3 protein-coding genes are annotated in these 2,899 nt (G+C 69.0%); all 3 read left to right on the top strand.

What is annotated here, in order from left to right; genetic code table 11:
* The first annotated feature begins 102 nt into the window (after window positions 1-102).
* Window positions 103-609 (top strand): hypothetical protein, encoded by a 507-nt coding sequence (locus VFM98_RS25355; RefSeq protein WP_325112664.1) that lies wholly within the window; start codon window positions 103-105, stop codon window positions 607-609.
* Between the two features lie 156 nt (window positions 610-765).
* On the top strand, window positions 766-1,161 hold the full coding sequence (locus VFM98_RS25350; RefSeq protein WP_325112663.1) for a glycine zipper domain-containing protein: 396 nt from the start codon (window positions 766-768) through the stop codon (window positions 1,159-1,161).
* 461 nt (window positions 1,162-1,622) lie between these two features.
* Window positions 1,623-2,899: sigma-54 dependent transcriptional regulator (locus tag VFM98_RS25345; RefSeq protein ID WP_325112662.1), on the top strand; the 1,277-nt coding region annotated here is incomplete at its 3' end.

Here is a 2,899-nt window from a genome sequence, read left to right as displayed (position 1 = left end):
CGATTATGGCGTCGCAAGCCGGCTGATTAGGCAAACCGCTTCCCGCGGCGGCGTGCCCTGTTCGACAAGGCGGGCGCCTCGACCTGCAGCGGGCTCGCGGCGGTGGGCAGCACCAAGAGCGGCTCGATGCTGGCCTTCGAGAACTTCTACACCCCCATGGCCGCCGGCAAGACCATCGGCGAGAGCTTCGTCGCGTGGTGGCAGTGCATGGGCGCGACGCACGAGCTCGGGGAGGTCCAGTGGTACTACGGCATGGTGCTGCTCGGCGATCCCACGCTGAACTGGTGGTCGGGCGCCGTGCCGCAACTGCGCACGCCCCTGGACGGCGACTGCTTCGACCACTTCCCGCGCCTCACCCATTTCCAGTGGGACCCGGTGGCGCTGCCCAACGCCCTGTACCAGGTGGAGATCGACGCCTTCGGCGCCCGCAACGGCGGCAAGTGGGCGGCCGAGACCGGGCAGACCTGGCTCGTCTCCGGCCTGCAGTCCGCGAACCTGTACGAGCATCTCTTCGTCGGGGCGCAGCGGGGCCGCTGGCGCGTGCGGGCGCGCGTGCTGAACCAGACCGCGCCGTGGACGGACTGGCGCTACTTCAACTACACGAAGTGAGATGACGTCTCGACGTGGACGGCCGGCCCTACCTCTGCATCGAGGCCAGTGCGGTGGCGCCGGGTTGAGCGCGAGGGCACGGCGCGAGACCTCGGGGCAACCCCGGCCCGGTGCGGCGTCCGGCGCAGTCACGGGCCTGCTCGAACAGGGATCGTGATGGGTATCAAGAAGGGCGTGCGGCGGCCGACCAAACTGGATGCATCGGCATCCATCAGAGAGGAACGCATGAACGACTTTGCGCAACATTTCGAAGAAGGACAGGCGCGCCTCGCGCGCGACCTGCGAACCCTGGCCGACGACGCCGAAGCCCTGCTGCAGCACGGCATCCAGGACGCGGACGCTGCCCAGGTGGCCGCCCGCGAGCGGCTCGCCCGCAGCGTTGCAGCCACGCGCGAGCAGCTGCGCGCGCTGCAGGCGGCCGCCGTCCGCAAGACGGAGCGGGCGGCCGAAGCGGCCGCCGACTACGCGAGCGAACACCCCTGGAAGGTCGCCGCCGGCGCGGCCGCCGTCGGCGCGCTGGTCGCACTTCTGGTGTGCTCCGGCCGTCGCTGACGGCTACCGTGGTCGCCCAGCGCTGCCAACTGCATGCGCTGGTTGCCGGCCACGCGGGTTCAGACCAGACGCCATCGGGAGAGGGGCCGGTCCCACGTCATGAACGTGCCGCCCCACGCGTTTGAGCACACCTTTCGTTTGGATTGTCTCTGCGAGACAGCTGTTCACGGAAGCGCGGGATAGCCTTGGTTGCCTCGTTCCAATGGACGACTATTGACAAATGGTTTCCTGCTGAACGGAGTGGACGCAGGCGCGGCGAATGCCTATACCAATGCGTGCCAGCTCGCTGTCCTGTCTCTGGATCGCGGAGCTTGCCGCGCGAATCTGGCCGCTTCGTCCGCACGATGGTCGCGGCGAGCGGCCCCGTCGATTCGCATCGAAGCGTGGGTCCAAGAACAAGATTCGGAGGAGTCATCTTGACCAGGAACGAATCTGTGCACGCCTTGGCAAGGCCGGCGGCGATGCATGTCAGCATTTGCACGCCGGATGCTCTGGCCGCCCATGGTGACTCCCTGTGCGGCGCCTTGCGGGCGTTCGCGGAGTTCCGCCTGTCGGTTTCGACCGGGGGGCTCGAAACCGATCCGTCCCACTGCGACCTGCTGATTCAGGTCGTGGACGAATCCTGCCTGGGCGCAGCGATGGCGCAACTTCGGCGGCAGCGTGCCCACCACCCCGCGTGTACCGTGCTGGTCGTCGCGGTGGAGCTGCAACCGTCGCACACCCATGCCCTGCTCGCCGCCGGTGCCTACGACTTCCTGCGTGCGCCCGTGGCCGACTGCGAGCTCGCCGTCCGGCTGCGGCGTTCACTCGGCCTGACCGAGGAGCACGCGACGGCCGCCCGCTCCCCCGTCCCTCCGGCCCTGCGCGGCATCATCGGCAACAGCCCCTCCTTCGCGCAGCAGCTGGCACGCGTGCCGGTGCTGGCCCGCTATGACGCCAGCGTGCTGATTCTCGGCGACACGGGCACGGGCAAGGAGGTCTTCGCGCAAGCCATCCACTACCAGTCCGCGCGCGCCGGCGGGCCCTGGGTGGCCGTGAATTGCGGCGCCATTCCCATGGAACTGATGGAATCCGAGCTCTTCGGCCACGTGAAAGGCGCCTACACCCATGCGCTCAGCGCGCGGGCAGGCCTGGTGCGGGAGGCCGAAGGCGGCACGCTGCTCCTCGACGAGATCGACGCCCTGCCCTATGGCGCCCAGGCCAAGCTGCTGCGCTTCCTGCAGGAGAAGGAATACCGCCCGGTCGGCTCCAACCAGGTGACGCGCGCCGACGTGCGGGTGATCGCCGCCACCAACCGCGATCCCGCCGACCTGGTCGGCCGCGGCAGCTTCCGCCAGGACCTGCTGTTCCGCCTCAACGTGCTCACCTTGCACCTGCCTGCGCTGCGCGAGCGGCCGTCGGACATCCCGAACCTGGCCGTGTACTTCCTGCGCACGGCGGCGCTGCAGTGGCACAAGCCGGCGCCCAGCCTCACGCCGGCCGCGCTCAAGAAGCTGCTGGCGCACGGCTGGCCCGGCAACGTGCGCGAACTGAAGAACGTGATGGAGCGCGCCCTGCTCATGTCCTCGGTGGCGCAACTGGGGCCGCAGGACATCGAGCTGGGCAACGAGTGCATGGCCGCGGAAAGCGCGGCGACCTGCGAGGAATCCTTCCGGGCCGCCAAGGCACGCGTGGTGGAGAACTTCGAGCGCTCCTTCATCGCGCAGTTGCTGGCATCGAACGCCGGCAACGTCACGCA

Source organism: Ramlibacter sp. (genome assembly GCF_035706265.1).
GTDB lineage: Bacteria > Pseudomonadota > Gammaproteobacteria > Burkholderiales > Burkholderiaceae_C > Ramlibacter.
Note: the sequence above shows the minus strand (reverse complement) of the source record. Positions and strands in the feature narration are given on the sequence as shown.

Excerpts from the sequence above, each read along its gene's own strand:
- VFM98_RS25350 (WP_325112663.1), top strand. The coding sequence starts at position 766 with ATGGGTATCAAGAAGGGCGTGCGGCGGCCGACCAAACTGGATGCATCG.